This window comes from Flavobacterium sp. CG_9.10, assembly GCF_015752245.1.
Taxonomy (GTDB): Bacteria; Bacteroidota; Bacteroidia; order Flavobacteriales; family Flavobacteriaceae; genus Flavobacterium.
In genome coordinates, this window is record NZ_JADOVD010000002.1 from 275112 (window position 1) to 299758 (window position 24647).

The 24647-nt window shown below is 32.7% G+C and carries 20 protein-coding genes, 1 tRNA gene and 1 pseudogene; 2 read left to right on the forward strand and 20 right to left on the reverse strand.

Annotated elements, in window-relative coordinates; translation table 11 throughout:
• Positions 1-53 precede the first annotated feature (53 nt).
• The 20 genes and pseudogenes from IWX84_RS02815 to IWX84_RS02915 form a co-directional block, all read right to left on the reverse strand.
• A complete protein-coding gene (locus IWX84_RS02815) occupies positions 54-926 on the reverse strand; it encodes a sterol desaturase family protein (RefSeq protein WP_196849242.1) in 873 nt (290 codons plus the stop codon).
• A gap of 15 nt (positions 927-941) precedes the next feature.
• Complete coding sequence (locus IWX84_RS02820) at positions 942-1586, reverse strand: transporter (protein ID WP_196849243.1); 645 nt, start codon at positions 1584-1586, stop codon at positions 942-944.
• 277 nt (positions 1587-1863) lie between these two features.
• Positions 1864-2921: pseudogene (locus tag IWX84_RS02830) on the reverse strand (bifunctional methionine sulfoxide reductase B/A protein).
• A 4-nt stretch (positions 2922-2925) separates the two neighbouring features.
• Complete coding sequence (locus IWX84_RS02835) at positions 2926-3375, reverse strand: YHS domain-containing (seleno)protein (protein WP_196849245.1); 450 nt, start codon at positions 3373-3375, stop codon at positions 2926-2928.
• 18 nt (positions 3376-3393) lie between these two features.
• Complete coding sequence (locus IWX84_RS02840) at positions 3394-4173, reverse strand: DUF1223 domain-containing protein (protein WP_196849246.1); 780 nt, start codon at positions 4171-4173, stop codon at positions 3394-3396.
• A gap of 135 nt (positions 4174-4308) precedes the next feature.
• The gene (locus tag IWX84_RS02845) at positions 4309-4911 is read right to left on the reverse strand and encodes a TIGR04282 family arsenosugar biosynthesis glycosyltransferase (RefSeq protein ID WP_196849247.1); all 603 of its coding nucleotides are present in this window, start codon (positions 4909-4911) and stop codon (positions 4309-4311) included.
• Positions 4901-5395 (reverse strand): rhodanese-like domain-containing protein, encoded by a 495-nt coding sequence (locus IWX84_RS02850; RefSeq protein ID WP_196849248.1) that lies wholly within the window; start codon positions 5393-5395, stop codon positions 4901-4903. The genes IWX84_RS02845 and IWX84_RS02850 overlap by 11 nt, the downstream gene beginning before the upstream one ends.
• Before the next feature lie 526 nt (positions 5396-5921).
• Positions 5922-6006 (reverse strand) — tRNA-Ser (locus tag IWX84_RS02855).
• Positions 6007-6172: 166 nt separating this feature from the next.
• The gene (gene ribB / locus IWX84_RS02860; protein ID WP_196849249.1) at positions 6173-7306 is read right to left on the reverse strand and encodes a 3,4-dihydroxy-2-butanone-4-phosphate synthase; all 1134 of its coding nucleotides are present in this window, start codon (positions 7304-7306) and stop codon (positions 6173-6175) included.
• Positions 7307-7315: 9 nt separating this feature from the next.
• Positions 7316-8749: an LptF/LptG family permease gene (locus IWX84_RS02865; RefSeq protein ID WP_196849250.1), complete on the reverse strand. Its 1434-nt coding sequence runs from the start codon at positions 8747-8749 to the stop codon at positions 7316-7318.
• A gap of 7 nt (positions 8750-8756) precedes the next feature.
• Positions 8757-9467 (reverse strand): outer membrane lipoprotein carrier protein LolA, encoded by a 711-nt coding sequence (locus IWX84_RS02870; protein ID WP_196849251.1) that lies wholly within the window; start codon positions 9465-9467, stop codon positions 8757-8759.
• Positions 9451-11898, reverse strand: coding sequence for a DNA translocase FtsK (locus tag IWX84_RS02875; RefSeq protein ID WP_196849252.1), 2448 nt, complete (start codon positions 11896-11898; stop codon positions 9451-9453). Before IWX84_RS02875 ends, IWX84_RS02870 begins: the two co-directional genes overlap by 17 nt.
• Before the next feature lie 18 nt (positions 11899-11916).
• Positions 11917-12291 (reverse strand): diacylglycerol kinase family protein, encoded by a 375-nt coding sequence (locus tag IWX84_RS02880; protein WP_196849253.1) that lies wholly within the window; start codon positions 12289-12291, stop codon positions 11917-11919.
• Between the two features lie 9 nt (positions 12292-12300).
• On the reverse strand, positions 12301-12798 hold the full coding sequence (gene tpx / locus IWX84_RS02885) for a thiol peroxidase (RefSeq protein WP_196849254.1): 498 nt from the start codon (positions 12796-12798) through the stop codon (positions 12301-12303).
• A 288-nt stretch (positions 12799-13086) separates the two neighbouring features.
• Complete coding sequence (locus tag IWX84_RS02890) at positions 13087-13344, reverse strand: DUF6952 family protein (protein WP_196849255.1); 258 nt, start codon at positions 13342-13344, stop codon at positions 13087-13089.
• An 81-nt stretch (positions 13345-13425) separates the two neighbouring features.
• Positions 13426-13734, reverse strand: a complete 309-nt coding sequence (locus tag IWX84_RS02895; RefSeq protein WP_196849256.1) for a thioredoxin family protein — start codon at positions 13732-13734, stop codon at positions 13426-13428.
• Between the two features lie 96 nt (positions 13735-13830).
• The gene (locus IWX84_RS02900; protein WP_196849257.1) at positions 13831-14469 is read right to left on the reverse strand and encodes a peroxiredoxin; all 639 of its coding nucleotides are present in this window, start codon (positions 14467-14469) and stop codon (positions 13831-13833) included.
• 140 nt (positions 14470-14609) lie between these two features.
• Positions 14610-16220 (reverse strand): glycoside hydrolase family 3 protein, encoded by a 1611-nt coding sequence (locus IWX84_RS02905; protein WP_196849258.1) that lies wholly within the window; start codon positions 16218-16220, stop codon positions 14610-14612.
• Between the two features lie 24 nt (positions 16221-16244).
• Entirely contained in the window at positions 16245-17516 is a 1272-nt protein-coding gene (locus IWX84_RS02910; protein ID WP_196849259.1) for an MFS transporter, read from the reverse strand.
• 33 nt (positions 17517-17549) lie between these two features.
• Positions 17550-19082: a glycoside hydrolase family 10 protein gene (locus IWX84_RS02915; RefSeq protein ID WP_196849260.1), complete on the reverse strand. Its 1533-nt coding sequence runs from the start codon at positions 19080-19082 to the stop codon at positions 17550-17552.
• 266 nt (positions 19083-19348) lie between these two features.
• On the opposite strand from IWX84_RS02915, the gene IWX84_RS02920 reads away from it, so the two are divergent.
• Positions 19349-22264, forward strand: a complete 2916-nt coding sequence (locus tag IWX84_RS02920; protein WP_196849261.1) for an FAD-binding and (Fe-S)-binding domain-containing protein — start codon at positions 19349-19351, stop codon at positions 22262-22264.
• 264 nt (positions 22265-22528) lie between these two features.
• Positions 22529-24460 (forward strand): amino acid permease, encoded by a 1932-nt coding sequence (locus IWX84_RS02925; RefSeq protein ID WP_196849262.1) that lies wholly within the window; start codon positions 22529-22531, stop codon positions 24458-24460.
• Positions 24461-24647 lie beyond the last annotated feature (187 nt).

Consider the following 24647-nt stretch of genomic DNA (forward strand, 5'->3'; position numbering starts at 1 on the left):
AAATTATACAAGTATAGACAGTGATAGAAGCAATTCCTGACAAAAAAAAGAAACTATTTTATTAATGGATAGATTTCTTGTTTTATAAAATCATTCGGAAATTCGTTTTCATCCTCAAATCCAAGTTCAATATCTCGTCCGTCTTTAGGTATGTAGTGGGTCTTGAAAATATAATCCCATATACTTAATGAAATTCCAAAGTTGACTCCATATTTGGTTGGTATTTTTTTACTGTGATGCCAAATATGCATTTTGGGATTGTTGAATATGTATTTTAAAAAGCCGTAGTCCCAGCCCAAATTAGCGTGGTTCAAATGACCTATGGCTATAGACATAAAATGGACAATAAAGACATCTTCAAGGTTGACACCTCCAATAAGAATGATTGGAATGTAGAGTATGGATCTGTAAACAATAGGTTCCATCCAATTGTATCTAAAATGTGCCGCAAAACCCATTTCCTTTACGCTGTGGTGGGTTTTGTGAATTTTCCATAAAAAAGGAATCGTATGCAATAAACGATGTACATTCCATTGAATGAAATCGCTAATGATGAAGAAAATGAATAAAGCCAAGGGTTTTGGTAATGTTGATATAGAAAACAGCTGAATAGTCGTTAATTCGAGCCCAAATACTTGGAGTACATTATTACTAAACTGTTCCACAATATTAGATAATGCAATGAGAAGAATTAAATTGAGCAAGAAAAAATTGAAAAAGAGATAAAACAAATCTAGCCAGAAATCTTTGCGAAAAATAGCTTGTTGTTTTCGCCAAGGAAAAATAATTTCGAGTAACCATACGAACAAAGAAATGGCAATTAATCCATAAAAATAGTTATCCCATTTCCAATACAAAATTTCATCAATTAAGTAATTGAAATAACCACTGTAGGAGTTTTTAATGATTTCTATATATTTGTCCATGTAAGCGTAAGAGTTTTATAACTTTGTATACAGCCCTAAATTAAATGTGGGAGCTAATGGGGCATTGTTTATTCCTGTTGCACCAATAATTGCAAAATTAGCACCCAATTTATCTTTTTTAAATTCATAATTTGTTTTTAGTCCAATTGCATTATAAGTTTGTCTGTCTAAATAAGATGCCCATTGTGCATTGTCATTATTAAATGCACTCTCTTTCGAAATAATATTTCTCGTATCTAAAACAAAAATAAGATGTCCTTTAGGAATAACTTCGTATCCTACTTCAAAAGTAGCCTTTAAATAATCAGAATAGTTATTATTCATATAACCATATCCAATATTACCATAATAGTACATTTTTGTATTGCTTGATCCAATAGCAACATACGGTACTATTGTTGTGGCATTAAACCCAGTTGATAATCCTATTGCTTCATCAATTTTTATTGAATTGACAGAAAATGAAACTCCCGAACTAACTTTCCATTTTTTGTCATATATTTTGTACTTTAAACCTAAAGTAGTATTGCCAATTCCTGACAAATTTTGAGAGGTATTCAAATTTGTATTATCATAATGGATAATTTTATATGGCACTATTATTTGTGCTTCTAATTTATCAGTAATCCCATATTCAGCATAAGCTTGAATTGAGATCACTTATTTTTCCAAAATTCTCTACCTTATTTCCATCAAGTTGAAAGGAATTATAATTTAAACTTGTAAAACCAAGTTGCAGATAAGATTTTCCTTTTTCTTTTGTCCAAGGGCTTTGTGCCATTGAAATGCTGGTAACTAGAAGTAAAATTATAAATTTCATGGCATTATTCGTTTATTAATTTTTATGTTTTTTTACTATCGCTATTTATTATTTCGATAAATTAAATTCTACATTTAAAATTTACAATAAAATGAGTAGTGTATCTATAACTATAATTTATTTCAACAATTCAGGAAATTTTTCAATTGCATTTTTATACCGTGGAATTGAAACTCCTTTGATATATTCTTCTTCTGGATGAAGATTTGCATAATTTTGATGATATTGCTCCGCAGAATAGAACTTTTTATGTGCAACTACTTCAACAGCTATTTTATTAGAATATATTCCAGACTTATTTAATTTATTTATGTAATCTTCGGCTAATTTTTTTGTTCAAGATTATTATAAAAAATTATGGATCTATATTGTCTTCCAATGTCGTTTCCTTGCCCATTAACCTGAGTAATATCTCCTGAATTAAAATATACTTTTAGTAATTGTTCATATGAAATTTTAGCAGGATCATATAGTACTTCAATTGACTCAGCATGCCCAGTGCTACCGCCACCCACTTCTTCATACGTCGGGTTTAGTTCATCGCCACCTGAATATCCAGATATTACTTCTTTTACTCCTTTGATTGATTCAAAAATATGTTCGGTACACCAAAAACAACCTTCTGCAAAAACTACTTTTTCTAATTTCTGTTCAGGTATAAATTTTAGAGCTACTCCATCCATACAATATCTCAAGCCTGTTGGTTGAGGACCATCGTTAAAAACATGGCCTAAATGAGCATTACATCTGGCACAACTTACCTCATCTCTGGTCATTCCATCAGAGTTATCAGTACTTACAGCGATACTTTTTTTGGAATAAGGCTTGAAAAAACTTGGCCAACCTGTTCCAGAATCAAATTTTGTGTCTTTGCTGAAAAGAGGATTATTACAAGAAACGCAAACAAAAATTCCATTTTCTTTTATATCATGAAATTCATGCGTGAATGGCGGTTCAGTGCCTTGCTCTCTTGTTATTTTGTATTGTTCGAGGGTTAAAATATCTTTCCATTGTGCATCTGTTTTAATTATTTTTTGCGTCCAATTTGTATCAATTATTATAGAATAAGATGATAAAGTGGCAGCTAAATCAGTATTTTTTTTAGGGCTTTGAGTACAACTTAAAATGCTGAACGCGGTAAAAAGGGATAATAGTGTCTTTTTTAGTGTTTCCATTTTTCTATTTTTTTTCAATTTTCATCCAATTTGCATCGGCAGTTTTGATAAGTTTTTTTTGGTCTTTAAGCCACATTCCTTTTACTTCTGAATTGTAGTTTAAGTATAATTTGTTATCCACGATAGAGAATTGTTCAGGTTGTATAGGTGCTTTATGGTTTTCGGATATTCCGTAGGCACAATAACCACCATATTGAGGTTCGTAAGCCGTGGGGTTTTTCAAAAATAAAGCTTTGTTCTTTTCTGATGAAAAATAATACGTTTTATCTCCTTTAATTGAAGCGATAGATTTTTTCCCTATCACTGCTTTCGATTCTGTAAAATAGGCAACAAGATCATATCCTTTAATAGCCACTTTATCGTCCTTTCCTTTTGCTTCTTTGTATTTGGCGGTTTGTGCAAATGTTGCTGCAGATAAAAGAGTCATTACTAGTATTAAAATTTGTTTTTTCATTTTTATTTAGTGTTATGTTTAATTAATTTCTTTTTTTGAAGCGGCAATTATTTTTCCATTGCTATTGTTTTGCAAGTACACCACAATCATAAAATCTGAAGCCTTCCAGTCACTTTTAAAGTCAAAAATTGTTTGATTTTCAGTACCATTAGTTAACGATTTGCTTTTAAAATCATATACAATATTATAACTTGTTTGTTTTAATCCAGTATTTTCTCCTCGCTTTATACTTGTAAACTCCTTCTTTTTTACTAGCGCCACGTTTACTGTTTTATTTGCAGACAAATCAGTTGTGCTACATTTTACAACTAATTTATTTCCTACAAGAGTTATTGCATAAATATCAATTCTAGCGGGGTTTTTAATTAATAATTCTTGATTAACAAGCGTTTTAATCGAATTTTCATTGCTGCCAACCACTTGATATTTTCCATTAATTATTAATTGAGGAGTATAAATGGTACCAGAATTGAAATTTCGCGAATAATCTCTTTGTCTATTAGTAAATTCAGCTCTGCTAAATGGGTCTTTCCAACCAATATAATTCCAATAATCAATATGAAAAGCTATCGGAATAATATTGGGATTGTTAGTTAAAACATATTTTTCTAAGACCCTGTCAGCCGGAGGACAGCTGCTACAACCTTGAGATGTAAAAAGTTCTAGAATTACAATTCCTTGTGAATCAGAATGAGTTTTTTTTTGAGTTTTAGCATTGCTGGTAGTGAAACCTGAAATGCAAAAACCAATGGAAATAATAATTAAAAACAGAGTTATTATATAAAATGATTTTTTCATAAGATTTTGTTTTGCGTATTAAACTATTCTGAAACAAATTTATAAAAGTGAGGATGATGAAAATGTCATCTAGTTTGCAATTGCTGTTTTTTTATTTAAATATTAACATATGGAAGAATTATGAAGTCACAATCGTTATACTTTTTTAGGAGTATAATAATTACTTTTTTCTAAATCTTCGAAGGTATCAATGTCATTTAAAATTTCTAAAAAATCGACTTTGGTAGTCATTAAGTTGTTTACCGTGTCTTCTAAAACAGTTTTTGTTCCCCAATTTTTATTTGTAAACAATGCGGGAATTATTTTCTTTAACCCTAATAAGTAATATCCGCCATCTTCTGCCGGACCTATCACTACATCATTACTTTCTAAATTAGCGAATGCTTCCTTGATATGTTTGGATTGGAGGTCGAATAAATCACTTCCTACAATTATGCAATTCTTATACCCTAAATGAAATAATTCTTGAAAAGCATTTTGCATTCGTTCCCCTAAATCATTTCCGATTTGCAGTTTTTTGTGATATATATTATTTTTCCAAATATCATTTTTAAGTATTTGATTATCATAAAAAACGAATTTGTCACATTCTAAACTCTGGGTCACCGAAAAAGTATGTTGTAATAAATCCCTATAAACCTCTAATGCTTTCTCTTCGCCAATGGTTTTTGCTAAACGGGTTTTTACTTTTCCTAATTCAGGATTTCGGATAAAAATTATTAGTGCATTAGTCTTCATAAACTTTATTTCCTTTTTTTAAATATTGGCTCCATTCTTTATTGAAAGTATGAACATTATTGGTCTCGACTCCTTTATTGTCTATTAGTTTACCGCCATTATTTTTCCATTCAAAAATACCACCATAAAGATTAAAAACATTTTTGTAACCCATTTTGAGAAGTTTTTCTCCAATTTTTTCACTGCGAACTCCGATGGAACAATATACAATTATGGTTGCATCTTTATTAGGTATTTTCATAGAAATACCATTTTTATCAAAATGATCAAACCCAACATTAATTGCATTTTTGATATGACTTACATTGAACTCTTTAGTTTCTCTAGCGTCCAATAAAACAATTCTGGCTCTTTCGGGAAGTTGTGCAACTGTAATGTAGGGAACCGTTTTTTTGTTTAGTTTATCTAGTGCTTTTGGAATAGTATTTTGTGCCAAACAAAGAGTGGTTGCTACTATTGTAAGTATCGTAATCAGAAATTTCATAGTGCTTGCTTTATATGATTGTATAATGTGAGACGAAGGAAATGCAAATTCCTGACAAAAAATATTGATTTTTTTAAATTTTTGGCTGTTAGTCAGATTTATATTAATTTTATTCAAAGATAATCGAACTTCAAGACGTAGGTATAAATTATTCAATTTTTAAGGATAATAGAAAGGAAGAATGTATTGAAATATTTATTAATGATATTCCTGTGATTTTAGCATGGGTAGTAAATAGCAATTTATTTGATCTAGCGGCTATAGCTCGAAAGGGGATATGAAAGACTAATTCTTATGGATTGAAAAAAGAGAATTAAGAATACGCTTATTACCATCTCTTACCTCAAAACTACAACATACAATCAGAATGCATTGAAATCGTTACTAAAACAATTAAATCTTAATAATAGACTTAGGTTAAACCCATTTCTACTATATTAAATTCTATTGTGGGCTAAATGTGGACTAGGAGTAAAATAAAAAAACCCTAACTTACTGCATTACAGTTGTTAGGGTTTTTACTGTGCGGAGAAAGAGGGATTCGAACCCCCGGACCTGTAACAGTCAACAGTTTTCAAGACTGCCGCATTCGACCGCTCTGCCATTTCTCCAGTGAGCGACAATCATTTGCTGATTGCGAGTGCAAATATAAGTACCTTTTTCGGTTTACAAAAACAATTTAGATAAAAATTTAAGCTATTTTTGAGACTGTTTTTTAAATGTTTCATTTCCTTTGGTTTAGGGGAAATATATTTTTTAAAAAGAATTGAAAAAGGGCTAATAATTTACATATTCGGTTATTTCTAAGCCGTAACCTATCATTCCAACCCGTTTTCCTTGTTCTGTATTTGATACCAATCGAATTTTAGAAATATCTATATCATGAAGTATTTGAGCTCCAATTCCAAAATCTTTACTATCAATCTTTATTTTTGGGGCTTTCATTTCTCCTTTTGCCTGCAATGTTTTAAGTTCAGTAATGCGATTAAGTAAATTTACAGATTGCATGTCTTGATTGATAAAAATAACGGCTCCCTTTCCTTGCTCGTTTATTATTTTAAACATACTGTCAAGTTTTTGGTCTGCATCATTAGTCAAAGTACCTAATAGATCATTGTTTACTTGAGAGGAATTTATTCGAGTTAGAATAGATTCGCCTGAATTCCAAGTACCTTTTGTCAGTGCAATGTGGATTTGCTTATTGGTTTTTTGCTCATATGCTCTTAAACGGAAAGTGCCAAAACGAGTATCGATATCAAAATCTTCTTTTTTTGTAATTAAACTGTCGTGTAACATTCTGTAAGCTACTAGCGCTTCTATAGAAACCAATTTCAAATCAAATTTCTTAGCCACTTTTACTAATTGAGGTAAGCGAGCCATGGTTCCATCTTCATTCATGATTTCTACAATCACTCCTGCCGATTTAAAACCTGCTAAACGTGCAAAATCAATTGCAGCTTCAGTATGACCAGTTCTTCTTAAAACGCCACCTTGTTTAGCTATTAATGGAAAAATATGTCCTGGTCTTGCTAAATCATGGGGTTTAGTGTCTGCATTAACTAGAGATAAAATTGTTTTGGCTCTATCAGCTGCGGATATTCCTGTTGTAACGCCATTTCCTCTTAAATCAACCGAAACCGTAAAAGCAGTTTCCATTGGATCCGTATTATTGGTAACCATCACATGCAAACCTAATTCTTTACAGCGGCTTTCTGTCAATGGAGCGCAAATTAATCCACGTCCATGTGTTGCCATGAAATTAATCATTTCAGGAGTCACCTTTTCGGCTGCCGCCAAAAAATCACCTTCATTTTCTCGATCTTCATCATCAACAACAATAATAATTTTACCTTGACGAATATCTTCAATGGCTTCTTCTATAGTGTTGAGGTGTATTTTATTTGTAACCATGATTGGTATTTATTTTTGAGATGGAAATATTTTTTTAAATATTTTTTGAAATGGAGCTAAAATAACATCCATATTTATTAATCCAATATCATTTGTCGCTCTGTATGATAAAAGAATTGCTAAAGGCGTTAACACAAAAGAGGACATCCATGCCCCCATAAACGGAGAAAGACTGTTTTCTTGTGAAATTCTTTTGCCAAAAGTATTTATAAAATGAAATGTAATGAAAATCAAAACGGCAAAAATGATAGGAAGTCCCAATCCGCCTTTTCTGATAATAGCGCCTAAAGGTGCACCAATAAAAAACATTAAAAAACAAGCAAATGCGATTACAAATTTGTCGTAAAAGGCTAAAATATGATTATTTATATTTTTTTGCTTATTTTTAAATTCGGTATTACTGGCATCGATTGAATATTTTGTACTTGCCAAATTACTGATTGCCAAATCCAAGATTTTTGATTTTTGATCATTAGTATATAATGATAATATGTTATTGGGAAGGTTTTTATTTTTTTTGACGGCAATTATCTTATTCTCTTTCGGGATTCCAATTCGCTGATTCATGTTTTCCGAAAACGAAATAATATCAGTTTTTAGATTTTTATGTAGAGAATCTAGTGTGTAGTTTAATTCACTAACGTTAAGCATGGTATTCGTACCGGCAATGCTTTGGTCGTTTGCATCAGTTTTATTTAATTGGGATAAGTCGATATTGATGATGTATTTTTTGAAAGTGCTTTTCGCAAAAGGCATTTTGCTACGATCTTCATATTTTTTTGGAACAATATCTTCATAATAATATCCATCATTCAAGACAAGTTGTAGGATACTGGATTTTTCACTGCTTACTAATTCGCCATCTTTGGCCTTGATAACTGTTTTGCTACCATCGCCTAAATTTGATTTCTTATGAATCGTAATTCCTGTTAAAGTGTTTCCATTTTCTCCTGATTTTTTATTGACTTTAATATTATAAAATCCTACATCACTAAACTGCCCTTCTGTAATTGCGAGGGCAGGCTTTGCTTGTGCTATATTTTTTCGGAAATTTATAAACTTATATTCCGCAAAAGGAATTACATTATTGGAAAAGAAAAAAGCGACAATACTCAAAAATAGAATGAAAACAGTCAAGCTTTTCATCGCTCTTTTTAACGAAACACCCGCAGATTTCATTGCAGCCAACTCATAATTTTCCGATAAATCACCAAAAGTCATTATGGAAGCTAATAGAACCGACAACGGCAGTACAAGCGGGATAATTCGAGGCATGGAAAAAGCCAAGAATTTGACAATCATAAGTAAATCCAAATCTTTACCGGCTAATTCAGCTATGAACAACCAAATAGTTTGAAGTATAAAGATGAAAAAGAGGATTACAAATACAGTCGTAAATGTAGTCAGAAATGTTTTTAATAAGTATTTGTCAAGAATTTTCACCTACGAATTAATCTAATTTATTGATGTAGTAATTTGGGTATTTACTTTGGGTAAAGGTAAATTGATTTTTTGACAATGGTTGGTTCGTTTTAAAAGAATTAACCGTTAAAGTCGTTTTTGTGCCTTTTTTACCCATTTCAATCAAATTGTAGATGTGTTTGGTCTGAATATCTATTCCCAATAGCACTTCTTTCCTTTGATCTTTACCGCTTGTAGGAATTAGTTTGATATACTGAATTTTTCTGCCTTTTATATCTTGCAAAATATCCATAGAGTATTTGTAGCCAGTATTAAAAAAAGTCAGCATTTTTGACGGTGTGATGGCATTATCATCTTTTTCATTTACTTTAGAAATAGTGATTTCTTCATCTTCAGGTACAATAGTGTAGGTTTTATTCCCATCAAAAATTTTAGTTACACCCATAAAGTTCAAGACATATTGATTGCCTTTCATGATTACATTTCCTTTACTGTCTTGATTGATGTTTTCTTTAGCGTTGTTTAAAGTATATTTAAAATCAATTGTAATTGTATTATAGCTTCTCACTTTTGCGGTAACCTGGTCTAAAAGATCTTTTGCTTTTTTGTCCTGTGCTTGGGTCAAAAAACTAAAAAACAGTAAGGCTGTAATTAAAAGGTACTTTTTAGTCATGTTTTTTATATTGTTTTTTTTGAATTGTGAATTCGTTGATTTCATGGTATTAATTATTTTGTTCATTATTAAAAAATTGATCAAGAGAACTCATGTCTAGGATATTTACACTACGTGCTTTACTTCCTTCAAAAGGCCCTACAATTCCTGCAGCTTCGAGTTGATCAATCAATCTACCTGCTCGGTTATAGCCTAATTTTAGTTTTCTTTGTAACAATGACGCCGATCCTTGTTGTGCATTTACAATGATTTCAGCGGCTTCTCTAAACAAAGTATCTCTGTCGGAGATATCCATATCAAGATTAATGCCACTTTCCTCCCCAACAAATTCTGGAAGTAAATAAGCGGTTGCATATGCTTTTTGAGAACCAATAAATTCAGTGATTTTTTCTACCTCAGGCGTATCTATAAAAGCGCATTGTACACGCACTACATCATTTCCGTTTGTGTAAAGCATATCACCACGACCTATTAATTGATCAGCTCCTTGCGTATCAAGAATAGTTCTTGAATCAATTTTGGAGGTAACTCTAAAAGCAATTCTAGCCGGGAAATTGGCTTTAATCAAACCTGTAATCACGTTTACTGATGGTCTTTGTGTCGCTATTATTAAGTGAATTCCAATGGCACGTGCTAACTGAGCTAAACGTGCAATTGGTACTTCCACTTCTTTACCTGCGGTCATAATTAAATCGGCGAATTCATCAACGACTAATACAATATAAGGAAGAAATCGGTGTCCATTTTCCGGATTCAATTTTCGAGCCTTAAATTTATCATTGTATTCTTTTATGTTACGCACCATCGCATCTTTAAGAAGCGAATAACGGTTATCCATTTCTACGCAAAGGGAGTTCAATGTATTGACCACTTTTGCATTATCAGTGATAATAGCGTCATCCATATCTGGAAGTTTAGCTAAATAATGTCTTTCAATTTTATTGAAAAGAGTCAACTCTACTTTTTTAGGATCGACCAAAACAAATTTAACTTCAGCAGGATGTTTTTTGTATAAAAGGGAAGTCAGAACCGCATTTAAACCAACAGATTTTCCTTGACCAGTTGCTCCAGCCATCAATAGATGGGGCATTTTGGCTAAATCAACTACAAAGGTTTCATTCGAAATAGTTTTACCCAAAGCGATAGGTAACTCCATTTCTGCTTCTTGAAATTTGGCTGAGCCAATAACACTTTTCATAGAAACCATTGTTGGATTTTTATTGGGAACCTCAATTCCTATGGTTCCCTTTCCAGGAATAGGAGCGATGATACGGATCCCTAATGCCGATAGTGATAATGCAATATCATCCTCTAAACTTTTAATTTTAGAAATACGAATTCCAGCCTCTGGTACAATTTCATATAAAGTAACCGATGGACCAACGGTAGCTTTTATCTGGGCAATTTCTATTTTGTAATTGCGAAGTGTATCTACAATTCGGTTTTTATTTTCTTCTAATTCTTCTTGATTTATGGTGATTCCTCCCGTTGAATATTCTTTTAATAAATCAATGGTGGGGAATTTATAATTGGATAAATCCAAAGTTGGATCGAATAATCCAAAATCTGCAACCAGCCTTGAAGCCAAATTCTCTTCTATAATATCTTCCTCAGGTGCCGTTTCAATTACAAATTCCTCTTTATGAGCGGAAATAACTTCTGGAAAAGGAGGTGGCGTAACCATCATAGTTAATGGTTTTGCGATAGGATCCAAATTGATTTCAGAAGAATTATTGATAGTTGGTTTCAACGCTTCCTTATTAATTTCGAATTGTGAGCCATTTGTCTTTAAATGGATTTCATCGAGTTCCTCTTCAGCAACGGCAAATTCTTCCAAATTGTAAGCGTTTTTGCTAATGCCAATGGCATTGGTCGCTAATTCAGCTTTGATTTCTTTTTTGGTACTATCAAAGAAAGATTGAATATTTTCAGGAGAAATTTTAAGCTTGAATATCACGTATATGATTAATCCAAAAAACAGAATTAACAAAGTTCCTGTTTTTCCTATATAATCTTGTGAAAATAAATTCAATTCATATCCAATTGTTCCTCCTAATTCAGGTACGGAAGTAGCAAAAAAACCAAATAAAACAGACAAGATAATAATTACAAATAAATCCCAAAACCAAATATTCTTTAATTTTTTTAAGGGCATAGCAAGAATAAGATACATTCCCGTCAGGAAAAATAATCGAACAAAAATAAAGGAAGCAAGCCCAAATCCTTTATAAACGATTAAATCAGCCAAAAAAGCGCCAAATTTACCTAACCAATTATGAACAATTTCAGATCTGTCAGCCAATTCTGCAACTGCACTTTGATCTTGTTGCCCATAAATAAAGAAGGAAACAAATGCGAGTAGTAACGCAATTGAAAATAATACCAAAAGACAACCAAAAACTATTTTGTGTTGTTTCGTCAATTGCACTGGATTATTTGCCTTAGATTTAGAGTCGGTTTTTTTATCTAAAGGTTCTTTTTTTGTCGTTTTTGCCATTCTTGAATTTTATTATACCTAAAAAAATAATGGTATATATATGATTAAACCGATTGCTATTGCCGTCAATGCAGCAAAAAATACTGCTCCAGCGGCAATATCTTTGATGAAACCAATTCTTTCGTGATAATTAGGATGAATAAAATCAGCCATTTTTTCTACGGCTGTGTTTAAACCTTCAATACTCATAACTAAACCAATGGCAAAGGTCTGAAAAAGCCATTCTGTTTTAGTAATACCAAAATAAAACCCAGCAATGGCCATCAAAATTCCTATAGAAAATTGAACCATGACGCTGTGTTCTGTTGTGATTAATTTTACAGCTCCTTTAAAAGCATAAGTTACACTTTTCAGTCGACCGGTGAGTAAGCTATTGTCCTTTTGAAATTCCATTCTTATTTTTTAAAGTACAGCTAATGCAGCGTCGTAATTTGGCTCATCCGCAATTTCAGGAACTTGCTCCGTATGGGTAATTATTCCATTTTCATCAACTACAATTATGGCTCGTGAATGCAATCCTGCCAAAGGTCCATCCGTGATTTCCAACCCATTTGTTTTACCAAAACTTCCTTCTGGAAAATCAGATAAATTAACTACATTTTCAAGTCCTTCAGCACCACAAAAACGTTTTTGGGCAAAAGGTAAATCTCTTGAAATGCATAATACATTTGTGTTTACTAAATTACTTGCACTTTCGTTAAATTTTCTAACAGAAGCTGCGCAAGTTCCAGTATCAACGCTTGGAAAAATATTAAGTACCAATTTTTTCCCTGCATAATCACCTAATGTAGCAACTGAAAGGTCTGTTTTTACTAATTTAAAATCAGCTAATTTTGTACCAACTTTTGGTAACTCTCCTGAAGTATGTATTGGATTTCCGCCTAATGTTATTGAAGCCATGATGTGTGTTTTTTAATGAGGTTCAAAAGTATGAAAATTTTTTAAGATTTAGTCCCCAAACTTAGGGATAAAGTTTCTCGTTTTTGGAACAATAAGTAAAGCATTGGATTCCACTTTTTATTTGGTGAAAACACAAAAAAAACGCACCCATGACAGAGTACGTTTTTGTAAAGTTTAATTTCAATACTATTCATTATTGGAAAAAAAATTACTGTCGGACATTTTGCCCACATTAAATTTTGAATAAAGAATAATCAATTTTGAATTTTATAAGAGTGATGACAAGCTTTATTTGTCAATAGAACCCAGAACTCGTTTCATAAACGTATTCAAAGCTTCTTTTTTATCAGTTCCACTTTTCACCAGTTTGTTCACTTCTAATGCGCCGTACATATTCGAAATTAATTCGCCTATCACATCTAATTCTTCGTCTTTCAAGGAAGAAATTTCAGTCATTGCTTCTAGAACTTCAATTGCTTCAATGATGTAATCTTGGTCATTATCTTCTATGAACTGCGTTAAATGCTTAATTACTGGTAATTTCATATTAAGTTGTTTATTCGGTTATTCGTTGATTTGTTTATTGGTCAGGTCAAACGTTTTTTTAACGATTAACTAATTCAACTTTTAAACTATCTCGTTCACTAATTCAGTTAAAACTTCTGCTTTATTAGTTTGTGTTTCATTCACTAATTTCCCGTTTACGAAAGTAGCAAAGGTTGGCAGATTACTCACATTAGCTAATTTTCTAGATTCTGGAAAATTTTCTGCATCTATGAGAACAAAAGTAATTGCATCGTTTTCCGTAGCCAATTTTTTGAATTTTGGTTTCATAATTCGACAGTTTCCGCACCATGAAGCCGAAAATTGAACAACTACTTTTTCGTTTTTACTGATTAAATCAGCTAACGTATCTTCATTTAACTCGATTAACATGTTTTTATTTTTTTGAGGTTCTAAGTTTCTAAGATGCAGAGATACTAAGTTTTCCAAACCTTAGAACCTTAGCATCTCAGCTCCTATTTTTTTTTATTAGTTTAAAGTCAAATATTCTGCAGTACTTTTTCTGTCAGCACTCATTGCCTCTTTTCCAGCTTCCCAGTTTGCAGGACAAACTTCTCCTTTTTCTTGAATATGAGTGTAGGCATCAACCATACGCAAATATTCATTTACGTTACGACCTAATGGCATATCATTCACACTTTCGTGGAAAATTTTACCAGTTTCATCAATTAAGTAAGTAGCTCTGTACGTTACATTAGATCCCTCTACGATTATTGAATCTGTTTCATCACTGTAACTTGTTGATTCAATATCAAGAATTCCTAGAATATTAGATAAATTTCTGTTGGTGTCCGCAAGAATTGGGTAAGTAACACCTTCAATTCCACCATTGTTTTTTGCAGTATTTAACCAAGCAAAATGCACTTCATTAGTATCACAAGATGCACCAATTACAATTGTATTTCTTTTTTCAAATTCTGGTAAAGCTGCTTGAAAAGCGTGTAATTCAGTTGGACAAACAAATGTAAAATCTTTTGGGTACCAAAACAAAAGTACTTTTTTGTTGTTGTTTGTTGCTTCTTCGAAGATGTTGATTTTTAAATTATCACCCATTTCAGAGATAGCGTCTACTGCAATACTTGGGAATTTTTTTCCTACTAATGACATATTCTTTATTTTTAGATTAATTTTTTATTACTGTGCAAAAATACCTAAAATAAGAGTCTTGTCCTTATAAGGTTTGATTATAATTATTTATTTATAGATAGTTATTTCTTATATAACGTAGTTAAGTGTTTCATTTATAGTTATATGATGCTGATAACTACGGGTAAAGTACCTTTGCATTCTGAATTTTCTAGCAATTGAAAAGCAGCTGCTTCTTGAAATTCCGTAAAATCTTGATACATTTGAACGATTCCTAGTTTGGATTGTAAATTTGGGATAACTTGCAAGGCAAATGGATTTCCAAAGACATATAAAAGACACTTTTTGGAAATAAACAATTTGCCTAAAAATTGAAGTACACTATCTTCGATGTCAAAATTATTTAAAGGTTTTGCTTTTGGAACAAACAAAGAAATAATAACAGTGTCATATCTTGTTAAGCTTTTTTCCAATTCCTTTATTGCTGCATCACCACCATTTTCATAAGCAAATTCTGAAGACGGCAATAGGGTATCAAGTGCTTTAAAAAATGTATTATCAGTGTTTTTATAAAGACTTACTTTAGCAAGATCACCTCTGTTTTTTGCGTCAAAAACGGTAACAGCATTGTGATTGTCTTTTATTTTTGTAATACAATTTTCTGCAATTTTTAGATTTAAATCCGAAGTAGTTTCAAAATCAAATTCACCTTCTGATATGGTTGTCAAAGTCGCTTTTGCGTCAAGAATCCCTGCTTTTTGTTTGCATTTCCACAAACGGTTAAAGCTTTCTTCAATTCGTTCCTGCGATGCATTTTTAAGGATTTCCTGTATTCCTTCAGGAACATTTTCGGCAAAACATAATATATCATTTCCGGCATTAAAAGCTTCCCATTCTAATTGTCCTTTTTTATCATACAAACTAGAAACACTACGCATATTCAATGCATCAGAAATTACTAAACCATCGTAACCCAATTGCTTTCGCAAAAGCGTTTCTATAATAGGTTTTGAGAGTGTTGCCGAGGTGTTTTTGCCGTCATTTAAAGCCGGAACAGCCAAATGTCCGATCATAATGGAATCGACATTATTATCGATTCCTTTTATAAACGGATATAATTCATTTTCAAGTAATTGTTCTAAATTTTCTTCTAAAATAGGTAATCCCAAATGCGAATCTACATTGGTATTTCCATGCCCTGGAAAATGTTTCAGGCAACCTAATACTCCTGCGTCTGACATTCCTCTTAAATATTCAAGGGCAAATCTTGCCACTTTCTTTTTATTTTGACCAAAAGAGCGATAGCCAATTACGGGATTATTTGGATTGTTATTAATATCAGCCAAAGGCGCTAAATTGTAATGGATTCCAACAGATTTCAGGTCTAAACCAATTTGTTTTCCTACTTTGTAAACCAAGTTTTTTTCACTATAAGGCAAAGCGCCAAGGGTAATGGCATAAGGATATTGAGGTGTTTTTTCGACCCGCATTGCTAAACCCCATTCCGCATCAATACTCATCAGCAATGGAGTGGAAGCGCATTCTTGGTATCGGATGATGAGTTCCTTCAAACGTTGACAACTATCGTCGTTTAAAATTACTTGTTTTTTAGTTTCATAATTTGTGGCAGCACTTGCTCTACTGTGAAAGAAAGTAAGTCCACCTATATTGTGATCACGGATTAGTCGTTCGGTTTCCTGAATGTTTTCTTCGGTATCGTTTATGAAAACAGCGGGAAAGAAAAATTGCCCTATTTTTTGTTCTAATGTCATTTTAAACAGCCATTTTTTGTAAAATTATACGTCTGATTTCTTACCAAAATCAGATGGAAAAATTAAGAATCTTGATAAAATTAATCCGGGAATTGTGGCACAAAATACCCAAATAAAGAAATTAGCATATCCCAAGTACTCTTGAATAAATCCACTTAACATTCCCGGGAGCATCATTCCTAAAGCCATGAAACCAGTTGCGATAGAGTAGTGTGCCGTTTTTGATTCTCCATCGGCAACATAAATTAAAAACATCATAAAAGCTGCAAAACCAAAACCATAACCAAATTGTTCCGCAATTACAGCAATGTATATGTATATTTCCGATTGAGGATGAAAATACGATAATAAAATGAATCCGATTATGGGTAAATGCATCATTAAAATCATGGGTAACATCCACTTTCCTAATCCGTGTTTTGAGATGGCAATTCCACCTAAAATCCCACCAATTACCAAGGCTGTAACGCCAAAAGTGCCGTAAATAATACCAACATCTTCTGTTGTTAATCCTAGACCTCCAACTTCTTTACCATCTATTAAAAACGGAGTTAACATTTTTAATAATTGTGATTCTCCCAGTCTAAATACTAAAATAAAAGTCAAAACTAATCCAATTTGCTTCTTCTGGAAAAAAGTAACAAAAACATGTCCGAAACTAACTTTTGGTTGTACTTCAGATTCTTTCTGCGAGATAATTGTTTCGTTTTTTGGAGTAGAAAAGTAATTGTAAATGGTAATCAGAGCCATAATCGCAGCAACAATAATCATTGTGTAGGACCAAGCTTTTTGTTTATCGCCATATTCTTGTTCAAGATAACCCGCAATAATCACGATTAATCCATTTCCCGTCAGCATCGAAAGGCGATAAAACGTACTTCTGATTCCTAAGAAAAAGGACTGTTGTTCTTTTTCTAAAGCCAGCATATAAAATCCGTCACTTGCAACATCATTCGACGCAGATGCAAATGCAGCTACCCAAAAAACAGCCAAACTCATTACAAAAAAACTGCTTAATGGAATCGTTAAACCAACTATTAAAAAAGCAATGGAAATGAGCAATTGCATGCTTAAAAACCATTTCCTTTTAGTGGCGTAAATATCAATAAATGGGCTCCATAAAGGTTTGATAACCCATGGTAAATACAATAAACTAGTATAAATTCCTATATCCTCATTATTAATTCCAAGGCTTTTGTACATAATAACCGAAACCGAAAGAATAATTGCATAAGGCAATCCAGAAGCAAAATTTAATAAAGGAATCCACAACCAAGGTTTATTGTCTATTTTCATATTTTTAAATAACGAATTATAATCTATTCAGTTTTACAGCGAAAAATTCACTAAAGTTGCAGCGCTTTCATTGCCATAAAAATCGATGAACGTAATAGCACAATTGTTATTTTTATCCAATTTTAATGTCGGAATTTTTATATCAAGGGCATTATTTTTATCTTTAAATGCAATTTTTTCAATGATTTGACTTGGATCATTCACATTAATTTTTGTGTCATTTTTTGCACCATATACCATAACATAACGCACCTTACTATTTAAGGGATATCGTACAGTGAAACTGGAGGAAATTGGGTTTTTTACAATGGTGTTTATCATTGGGACATCCATCACTTTTCGAACAGAATTAGGAACAACATTAGGAAGCGCTGGATATTTATATTGATTGTCTTTCAATAATTGCGCTACATTCAGATTTTTATTCAAAAATGATTTTGCACTAAAAAACGCATTTCCCTGCACATTTTTATAGGTTCGGGTGATATTTATCTGATCTGGAATTTCATTGGGATTACTCCATTTTTTATCCGAATCGGCATTTATTTTATAAGTCCCATTTCCTATATAAAGTGCCGTGTTTGTTGAGTTTTCTGACCACCAACGCAGTAGTTTTGAGTATGATGCACGAGGATGATCCATACTCCAATATAATTGTGGAACAAGGTAATCAATCCAGTTGTTTGCCATCCACGCTATCGGATCTGCATACAAATCATCGTAATTTGTTTGACCAGCTTGTGTATCTGAACCTTTTGGATCTACTGATTTATTTCTCCAAACACCAAATGGGCTGATACCAAATTGTACCCAAGGTTTTATTTTTTTTATGGAAACCGAAATGTTTTTCACCAAATTATTTACATTGGATCGTCTCCAGTCATCTACATTTAGACCACAACCATATTTTTTAAAACTTACTGAGTCATTAAATACTTGTCCTTTTTCTTTGTAAGGATAAAAATAATCATCAAAGTGTATCGCATCAATATCATAATTTTTAACCACTTCGTCAACAACAGCGAGTAAATGATCTTGAACGTCAGGCAACGCCGGATTGTAATAATATTTGCCGCCATATTTAATCATCCATTCCGGATGCTGGTAAAAATCATGCTTTGGACTTAGAATATCTGTTTTCAAATCCATCGTAGCGCGATACGGATTTAACCAAGCATGAAATTCAAAACCTCTGGCATGAGTTTCGGCAATCATCCATGCTAAGGGATCGTAGTAGGGTTTTGGAGCGTCTCCTTCTTTTCCGGTTAAATAGCGGGACCAAGGCGCAAATTGCGAAGGATAAAAGGCATCTCCAACGCTTCGAATCTGAACAATTACAACATTATAATTTAATTTTTTATAGGTATCTAAAATTTCAATGAAATCGGATTTTTGCTTTTCGATATTGTCAGTACGACTAATCGGCCAGTCAATGTTGGCAACGGTGGCTATCCAAACGGCTCTAACTTCATTCTTAGGATTTGTGGCTAATATTTGTGCATTTACATTCGTAAACGAAAGTAAAAGAAACGAAATAAGTAATGCGATATGCTTGTAATTCTTCATTATTGTGGTGTTTATAAAGTATTCAAAAGTAGTTTTTTTAGCGAAATTAGTCCGTTAAAATCCAGATAAAATTTAACTTAATTTAACTGTTGCAATTTCTTTGCCAGTTTTTTCATCTATTGGTTCCAATTAAATTTTGTAAAACCGTAAACTTTATTTGAAATTTGAATTTTTCTTATTTGATTTTTTAAATTATAATCTGTTATATATTTATATTTGTCAAATAATGCTGTACTAACAGTTTTTATAAAAATAATTTATCCGCCATGTTGACCTCTCTTCAATTACAGAATTTATCACAATCATTAGAAGGAACACTTTTATTCGACGAACTTCACAAAACACTTTATGCAACGGATGCTTCTGCCTATAGAATTAAGCCTCTTGCTGTAGCTTTTCCAAAATCAGAAGATGACATTATAAAATTAATGCATTTTGCAGAAAAAAACAATACTTCCCTTACTCCCAGAACGGCAGGAACTTCATTAGCAGGTCAAACTGTGGGTAGCGGAATTATTGTAGATGTCTCCAAACATTTTACCAAGATTGTTTCTTTTGATGCAGAAAAAAAGACAATAACAGTTCAGCCTGGAGTTATTCGTGATGAATTAAATTTCTATTTGAAGCCTTTTGGTTTGTTTTTTGGTCCTAATACTTCTACTTCAAATAGATGTATGATAGGAGGAATGGTAGGGAATAATTCGTCTGGAACCACGTCTATTCGTTATGGAGTTACCCGAGATAAAATAGTGGAAATTAAAGCCCTTTTGAGTGATGGGTCGAAAGTGGTATTTAAAGAACTTTCTTCGGCAGAATTTATTGAAAAGACAAAAGGCGATTCACTCGAAAGTAAAATTTATAAAACAATTTATGAGGAACTTTCGAATCAAGAAACTCAAAAGGAAATAGTAAAAGAGTTTCCAAAACCTGAAATTCACCGAAGAAATACGGGATATGCGGTTGATTTACTATTGAAATCTGAATTATTTTCCGGTTCTGAAAAAACAATCAATCTCGGGAAATTACTTTGTGGTAGCGAAGGAACTTTAGCTTTTACTACCGAAATCACTTTGAAAGTGGATGATTTACCTCCTACTCAAAATATTATGGTTGCTGCTCATTTTCATAGCATTCAAGAGAGTTTGGAAGCGGTTGTGGTGGCGATGAAGCACCATTTATATACTTGCGAAATGCTGGACGATACCATTTTAGATTGTACTAAAACCAACAGAGAACAATTTAAAAACAGGTTCTTTTTGCAAGGAGAACCAAAAGCCATCATGATGTTTGAAGTTGCTTCTGATAGTATGGAAGAAACCGAAAAACAAGCTGATGCTTTGATTGAAGACCTTCAGAAGAATCATTTTGGTTACGCTTTACCCAAAATTTACGGGACAGATATCGATAAAGTTGTCGAGTTAAGAAAAGCTGGATTGGGACTTTTGGGAAGTATTGTCGGAGATAATAAAGCCGCTGATTCCATTGAAGATACTGCTGTTGAATTGAGTGATTTGCCAAATTATATTGCTGAATTTGCCGCAATGATGAAAAAATACGGTCAGGACGCGATTTATTACGCTCATGCCGGAGCCGGTGAATTGCATTTACGTCCCATTTTAAATTTAAAGAAAAAAGAAGATTTAATACTTTTTAGAACCATTGCAACGGAGGTCGCGCATTTAGTAAAAAAATACAGAGGTTCGCTAAGTGGGGAACATGGAGACGGAATAGTGCGTGGTGAATTTCTTCCTTTTATGATTGGTGATAAGAACTATGAATTATTAAAACGAATAAAAAAAGCTTTTGATCCAAACACCATTTTAAACGTTGGGAAAATTGTAAATGCTTTCAAAATGGACGAAAACCTGCGGGTGGAAGCCGGAAGAGAGGAACCAAATATCCAAACTATTCAGGATTTTTCGGATAGTATGGGGATTTTGAGAGCTGCAGAGAAATGCAACGGTTCGGGGGATTGTAGAAAATTACCTTCGGCTGGTGGGACTTTATGTCCAAGTTATCGTGCCACCCGAAATGAAAAAGACACGACTCGTGCCAGAGCAAATGCACTTCGAGAATATCTGACTCATTCAGAAAAAGATAATAAATTCAATCATAAGGAATTATACGATGTTTTTGAATTGTGCGTGAGTTGTAAAGCCTGTGCAAGTGAATGTCCCAGCAATGTTGATGTCGCTGCGTTGAAATCGGAGTTTTTGTACCAATATCAAAAAGCAAATGGATTTTCTATTCGAAATAAAATATTTGCCAATAATGCAAAGCTGAATAAATTAGGAAGTGTATTGCCGAGTTTTACAAATTTTGTGTTGAACCAAGGATTTGTTAAAAAGAGCATGGGAATTGCTTCCAAAAGAGAAGTTCCATTATTGGCTCCTGCAACTTTTAGAAAATGGGTGGAAAAGAATAAAATTAGATTGCAAAATGATTCCTATACAAATGGGAAAGTGTATTTGTTTTGTGATGAGTTTACTAATTATTACGATGTGTCTGTAGGTATTGATGCATACGAGTTACTGACATCATTGGGTTACCAAGTTATGGTAATTGATCACGAGGAAAGTGGAAGAGCTTATATTTCCAAAGGTTTTCTTGAGGAAGCAAAAGTTATTGCCAATAAAAATGTAACGATTTTTGGGGATATTGTTTCTGAAAACTGTCCGTTGATAGGAATAGAACCATCTGCTATATTGACTTTTAGAGACGAATACATCCGATTGGCAGATGACAAAAAGAAAGCAGAAAAACTGGCAAAAAATGTATTCACCATTGAAGAATTTTTCAAAAATGAAATTGCAAATAATAAAATTCATTCCGAACAATTTTCTGATGTAGAGAAAAAGATAAAAATTCACGGACACTGTCATCAGAAATCATTGAGTTCTATTGAAGCGACTTTTGCCATGTTGAATTTGCCAAAAAATAGTTCGGTTACCATTTATAATTCGGGTTGTTGTGGTATGGCAGGGTCTTTTGGATACGAAAAAGAGCATTATGACATCAGTATGCAAATGGGAGAGGATACTTTGTTTCCAAAAATTAGAGCCACGGAAACTAATGTTGCGATTGCAGCAGCAGGAACCAGTTGTCGTCATCAAATTTTTGATGGAACAAATAGAAAAGCTTTACATCCGGTTACTATTTTGAAAAGTTGTTTAAAATCGTAAATTGTTTCAAAAAGGTATGAATTTAAATGGTCCTCAGTTAAATATAATTTTTTTTATAAATGATTATAAAGTGCAATCTGACTTATTAAACATACGTATAAAGTCAATTTTCTTTTTTATTAAAATAATAAAAAAATAGCACTTAAGAGACTCCATTAATTCAATTTGTTTTATACTTTTGAAATTTCAAGGTAAATTGCATTATTTGCAAAATAAAAGATTAAAAATTACAGTATATTAATATTTAATGATAAAATTTAGAATATGGCATTATCAGGGTTATTTAGAAAAAAGACAGTACAAGACATTTTAAAACAAGTTGAGAAAAATAATGCAGACGGTCATAATGCCTTAGGAAAACATTTAACCGCTCGAGATTTAACCGCTTTTGGTATTGCGGCAATTGTAGGAGCAGGTATTTTTAGTACTATTGGTAAAGCCAGTTTTGATGGAGGTCCAGCTGTAATATTTCTTTTCTTGTTTACTGCTATCGCTTGTAGTTTTGCTGCTTTTGCTTATGCTGAATTTGCTTCAATGGTTCCCGTTTCCGGAAGTGCTTATACGTATTCTTATGTCGCTTTTGGCGAAATAATCGCTTGGATTATTGGCTGGGCTCTTATTATGGAATATGCGGTTGGAAACATAACCGTTGCCATTTCTTGGAGTGATTATTTTACGGGACTACTGGAAAGTGGAGGAATTAAATTGCCTCAATATGTTCAAATGGATTATTTGTCGGCATCAAATGGTTTTAAAGATGCAACCGCTTTGATGCAAGGTGGAAAATCATTTGGAAACTTATCTTTAGGTTTACAAGAAGCTTATACCGCTTGGACAACTTCCCCAGTTATAGGATCATTTCATCTTGTTGCCGATCTTCCTGCATTATTAATCATTATTTTGATTACTGCTTTGGTATATCGTGGGATGAAAGAGTCCCGAAATGCCAGTAATATAATGGTTGTGGTAAAATTATGCATAGTGTTACTTGTTATTGCTGTCGGTATTTTTTATGTTGACACCAATAATTGGCATCCTTTTACACCAAATGGAGTAGGTGGTGTGCTGAAAGGAGTTTCGGCGGTGTTTTTTGCTTACATCGGTTTTGATGCTATTTCTACTACTGCCGAAGAGTGTAAAGATCCTCAACGCGATTTGCCTAGAGGGATGATGTGGGCTATCATTATTTGTACTATTTTATATATTGCAATAGCTTTAGTACTGACTGGTATGGTAAGTTATAGAGAGTTGAATGTGGGTGATCCATTAGCTTTTGTATTTGATAAATTAGATTTAAAATGGATGTCGGGAATTATTGCGGTAAGTGCAGTAGTTGCTATGGCGAGCGTTTTATTGGTTTTCCAAATGGGGCAACCACGTATTTGGATGAGTATGAGCCGCGACGGATTATTGCCTAAAAAGTTTTCTACAGTGCACCCAAAATTTAAAACACCTTCTTTTGCTACAATAGTTACTGGTTTTGTAGTGGCAGTTCCTGCTTTATTTTTGAACTTAACAATGGTAACGGATTTGTGTAGTATTGGAACTTTATTTGCGTTTGTCTTAGTTTGTGCTGGCGTTTTAGCATTACAAAATAGAACGGATATTCCTCGTGGAAAATTCAAAACTCCTTACGCAAATTCAAAATATATTTTCCCTGTTTTAATTGCGATTGGATTGGTTTATGCATTCGGTTTCAGTAAGAAAGCGACAATGGATTTTGTTACCAATGAAACCCAGATAAATAATTCGGCTGATATTGTAACCTCATTAAATAAAGAAGAAACTCAAAAAGTATATGAATATTTAGTAGGTGTAGATGCTAAAAACATCACTACTGAAACACCGGATTTAGAGCAATTGTTAGGTCAATACCAACAAGATGACGCGAAATATGCCGCAGTGATAGCTGGTTTACCTATTGCAGATTCCGTTAAATATGAAAGTGGTTTTAGTTTATTCAAACATAAAATACCAATGTGGATTTTTCTTATCGTTATGGTAGGATTAGTAGTTTGGTCATGGAAAGAAAACCTATCATTAATTCCGTTATTAGGTTTAATATGCTGTTTGTATATGATGGCTGAGCTTAGTGTTTGGAACTGGATTTATTTCACAATTTGGCTACTTATAGGCTTAACAATATATTTTGGCTTTAGCCGAAATAACAGCAAATTGAATATGAAAGAGATTTAATTTTAAAATTTAAAGCCTAAAAAAAGCGTTTTGATAAATAGTCAAAACGCTTTTTTTTGTTCTAAATGGGATTATAACTTTCCTATAAAAATCATTGTTGTCCGATAAAAAAGAAGCCAAATTAATGGCTTCTTAAAATAATCGTAATTTAGAGTTGCAAAATTCAAATAACGATGGGTAAAAATAA

What these genes read in the sequence shown, in the direction of transcription:
- IWX84_RS02875 (WP_196849252.1), bottom strand. Translation starts at nt 11,898, where the DNA reads ATGGCAAAAACGACAAAAAAAGAACCTTTAGATAAAAAAACCGACTCT.
- IWX84_RS02870 (WP_196849251.1), bottom strand. Translation starts at nt 9,467, where the DNA reads ATGAACAAAATAATTAATACCATGAAATCAACGAATTCACAATTCAAA.
- IWX84_RS02910 (WP_196849259.1), bottom strand. Translation starts at nt 17,516, where the DNA reads ATGAAAATAGACAATAAACCTTGGTTGTGGATTCCTTTATTAAATTTT.
- IWX84_RS02920 (WP_196849261.1), top strand. Translation starts at nt 19,349, where the DNA reads ATGTTGACCTCTCTTCAATTACAGAATTTATCACAATCATTAGAAGGA.
- IWX84_RS02835 (WP_196849245.1), bottom strand. Translation starts at nt 3,375, where the DNA reads ATGAAAAAACAAATTTTAATACTAGTAATGACTCTTTTATCTGCAGCA.
- IWX84_RS02915 (WP_196849260.1), bottom strand. Translation starts at nt 19,082, where the DNA reads ATGAAGAATTACAAGCATATCGCATTACTTATTTCGTTTCTTTTACTT.
- IWX84_RS02845 (WP_196849247.1), bottom strand. Translation starts at nt 4,911, where the DNA reads ATGAAGACTAATGCACTAATAATTTTTATCCGAAATCCTGAATTAGGA.
- IWX84_RS02815 (WP_196849242.1), bottom strand. Translation starts at nt 926, where the DNA reads ATGGACAAATATATAGAAATCATTAAAAACTCCTACAGTGGTTATTTC.
- tpx (WP_196849254.1), bottom strand. Translation starts at nt 12,798, where the DNA reads ATGGCTTCAATAACATTAGGCGGAAATCCAATACATACTTCAGGAGAG.
- IWX84_RS02900 (WP_196849257.1), bottom strand. Translation starts at nt 14,469, where the DNA reads ATGTCATTAGTAGGAAAAAAATTCCCAAGTATTGCAGTAGACGCTATC.
- IWX84_RS02850 (WP_196849248.1), bottom strand. Translation starts at nt 5,395, where the DNA reads ATGAAATTTCTGATTACGATACTTACAATAGTAGCAACCACTCTTTGT.
- ribB (WP_196849249.1), bottom strand. Translation starts at nt 7,306, where the DNA reads ATGGTTACAAATAAAATACACCTCAACACTATAGAAGAAGCCATTGAA.
- IWX84_RS02925 (WP_196849262.1), top strand. Translation starts at nt 22,529, where the DNA reads ATGGCATTATCAGGGTTATTTAGAAAAAAGACAGTACAAGACATTTTA.
- IWX84_RS02840 (WP_196849246.1), bottom strand. Translation starts at nt 4,173, where the DNA reads ATGAAAAAATCATTTTATATAATAACTCTGTTTTTAATTATTATTTCC.
- IWX84_RS02890 (WP_196849255.1), bottom strand. Translation starts at nt 13,344, where the DNA reads ATGAAATTACCAGTAATTAAGCATTTAACGCAGTTCATAGAAGATAAT.
- IWX84_RS02880 (WP_196849253.1), bottom strand. Translation starts at nt 12,291, where the DNA reads ATGGAATTTCAAAAGGACAATAGCTTACTCACCGGTCGACTGAAAAGT.
- IWX84_RS02905 (WP_196849258.1), bottom strand. Translation starts at nt 16,220, where the DNA reads ATGACATTAGAACAAAAAATAGGGCAATTTTTCTTTCCCGCTGTTTTC.
- IWX84_RS02895 (WP_196849256.1), bottom strand. Translation starts at nt 13,734, where the DNA reads ATGTTAATCGAGTTAAATGAAGATACGTTAGCTGATTTAATCAGTAAA.